Origin of the sequence: Tenacibaculum bernardetii (assembly GCF_029125915.1) — a bacterium.
Taxonomy (GTDB): Bacteria; Bacteroidota; Bacteroidia; order Flavobacteriales; family Flavobacteriaceae; genus Polaribacter; species Polaribacter bernardetii.
This window is the reverse complement of the sequence record NZ_JAQJCU010000030.1, coordinates 1-2914: the sequence shown is the minus strand read 5'-3', so window position 1 is coordinate 2914 and position 2914 is coordinate 1. Positions and strand designations below refer to the sequence as shown.

The 2914-nt window shown below is 31.3% G+C and carries 3 protein-coding genes; all 3 read left to right on the top strand.

Going from position 1 to position 2914, the window contains the following annotated elements:
• Positions 1–72: 72 nt before the first annotated feature.
• Positions 73–981, top strand: coding sequence for a VOC family protein (locus P2G10_RS12675; protein ID WP_275316962.1), 909 nt, complete (start codon positions 73–75; stop codon positions 979–981).
• A gap of 217 nt (positions 982–1198) precedes the next feature.
• Positions 1199–2170, top strand: coding sequence for a gliding motility protein GldB-related protein (locus P2G10_RS12670; protein WP_275316961.1), 972 nt, complete (start codon positions 1199–1201; stop codon positions 2168–2170).
• A 198-nt stretch (positions 2171–2368) separates the two neighbouring features.
• Positions 2369–2836, top strand: coding sequence for a DUF1905 domain-containing protein (locus P2G10_RS12665; RefSeq protein ID WP_275316960.1), 468 nt, complete (start codon positions 2369–2371; stop codon positions 2834–2836).
• Positions 2837–2914: the final 78 nt, after the last annotated feature.

Here is a 2914-nt window from a genome sequence, read left to right as displayed (position 1 = left end):
CCTGCGGAAAATTCGCCGAGCTCTTACAAAGCAACTTTCTATACAAAAAACCGTTAGCACCAATTTGAAAAAATGAATAATTTGAATGACATAAAATATAGAACTACCTTAATTGTCTTCGCTACTCTAATATTTCAATTTGTTGGATGTAAACAGCTACCTGAAAAATCCGAAGAGACTGAAAAATTAAGTAAAGTAAATTTTCATCATATCCATCTAAATGTTACAGACAGAGATTCAACTATTGCATATTATCAAAAATACTTTGGTGCGACTCAAATAAAATATCGAGAGCGAGTGGATGCTCTTTTTACGGAAAAATCGTTTTTATTAATGAACCTTGTCGATACTGCACCATCAACACATTTAGGTTCCAGTTTATGGCATATTGGTTGGTCAGGTGTGGATGGTCAATCTGAATTTGACTGGAGAGTCAATGAAGGAATAGCGGTTCATACCAACATTACACCTCTTGGTGATAATTTTTGGATGTACTTTCTTGGCCCAGAAAAAGAAGTCATAGAAGTTTATACTGGAAACAAAAATCATAGGTTTGAACATATCCACTTACTATCATCTGATGTTGATAAAACTATGAACTGGTTTGAATCCAATCTAGGATTCCTTCCAGTATATAAAGAAGCGAAGCAATGGCAGAATAACGAGCTTCGATGGAAATGGAATTTATTGACCGTCAATAATATTAATATAATTGTGTTTGGCAAACCAGTTGAGGAAGAATCGTGGTGGACTAATGAAGAAATTAAACCAACAGATGGTAGCTCAATCGATCATATTGGTTTTTCAACTGAAAATATTGAGTTTCTAATGAAGAAAATGAAATCCGATGGACTAGATATTGTTCATAATATAAAAATTGACTCTATTCACGGAATGAAAAGTTTTTTTGTTAGAGGTCCTGACAGTCTATTAGTAGAAATAGTAGAGGAAAAGCCAATTCCTGAAGGTATTTGGCGTTGAAAATACTAAAGACTACACTTTTCATTAAATGAACAACAGATTATATAAATGATTAAAAAACTGGTGCTAACACCGTATATAATTTATTGCTAGTTCTAGCCTACTTACGAAAATCCTCGCGGATTTTCTATTCGGTTTTTATTTGCTAAATTACGTGCTTAAACACGCAACAAACCATATACAAGACCGTTGTAAAACATATAAAACAGAACTCAAATTGAAAATTGAATTTCATAAAATATTTTATCTTTTCTGTATAATTTTTGTATTTCAATCGTGTACAGTTTTATCTCAAAACTCAAGAGTTTCTAAAGAACCTCGTTTATCGAAAATATACACATCTGATATTGACAATTTCTATAAAGCGTTCGATTTAGCAATAAATGATACTGATAATGCCAAAATTATTTTCAAAAAAGAATATTTCTCAAAAGGAACAAAAGGTCTTAAAGATTTCTATAAAACTAAAATCGGAAATGTTGAAAAATTTGCGGAATTTGTGATTAGGCACAAAGAATTCTACAAATCAATTAGAAACGATATAACGAATATTGATGATTTAAAAGAAAGAATTTATTCAAATTTTGATTCTTTCAAAAGTATTTATCCAAATGCCGTTTTTCCCGATGTATATTTTGTGATTGGAAAATTTCAATCAAACGGAACAATTTCAAAGAGAGGCTTATTAATCGGAACAGAAATCCTTTGTCGAACAGAAAACACAAATACAGAAAATTGGAATAAAGATATTTTGAGAATTAGTATGTTGAGAAAACATATCCCAATAACTGTCAGTCACGAATTGGTGCACTTCAATCAATCAAAAATGGAAGATGGAAATACATTGCTTTCGAAAAGTATGAGAGAAGGTTCAGCAGAATTTATAGCGGAATTAATAAGTGGAGAAACTGATGGAGATTATTCTGAATTTATTGGAAAAGAAACAGAAATCTGGAATGACTTCAAAACTGACAAAAATAAAAGTATTTGGAATTCTTGGCAAAAAGCAAATGAACAAAGACCAAAAAATGCTGGATATTGGACAGGCTATTTGATTTGTAAAGCATATTACGAAAAAGTTAAAGACAAAAATAAAGCAGTATTAGACATTTTAAGTATTCAAAATTATGATGATTTTTATGAAAAGAGTAACGTAGAAGAATACATAAAAGAGAATTTTGAGAAATAAAAATACGTTTTACAACACCGTATATAATTTATTGCTAGTTCTAGCCTACTTACGAAAATCCTCTCGGATTTTCTATTCGGTTTTTATTTGCTAAATTAGGTGCTTAAACCACGCAACAAACCATATACAACAACGTTGGCAGTAATGTAAAAAACGAACAAAATCGAAATTTAAGACCATTGAAAAACTAAAAAACAAATGAATTACATTGTTGAGAATGAAAAATTGACCCTTCAATATATCCCAGGAAATGGAGCTTGGACTTATCAATTGATAATTCCCAACACGAAAAATATCAAAGGAAAATGGGGCGATTTAAAAGTGTCTGGGACAATAGATGGTTATGAAATAAAAAATAAGAATTTAGGGCCAGTAAAAAATTCGGACAAAAAAATGTCTGTTAATTCGGAAATTAGAAACGCAATAAACAAAGATGGAGGAGATACTGTTATCGTGACATTATATCTGGAAAATCAAACTGGAATGAATGACAATTCTGAAATTTTGGAATGCTTTAAAGATGCACAAGTTTTGCGAATTTTTGAACGGCTGGAGAAAATAGAACAGACAGAAATTCTAAATGAAATCTGGACTGTTGCTACGGACGACCAAAAAGCGGAAAAAATAATCAAGGCAATTGAAAACCTTGAAAGTAAACGGAGATAAGTGAGTGGAAAAACACTACTGCCAACACCGTATATAATTTATTGCTAGTTCTAGCCTACTTACGAAAATCCTCGCGGA

Bases quoted from the DNA above. Each gene is read 5' to 3' on its own strand.
- P2G10_RS12665 (WP_275316960.1), top strand. From the start codon at position 2,369: ATGAATTACATTGTTGAGAATGAAAAATTGACCCTTCAATATATCCCA.
- P2G10_RS12675 (WP_275316962.1), top strand. From the start codon at position 73: ATGAATAATTTGAATGACATAAAATATAGAACTACCTTAATTGTCTTC.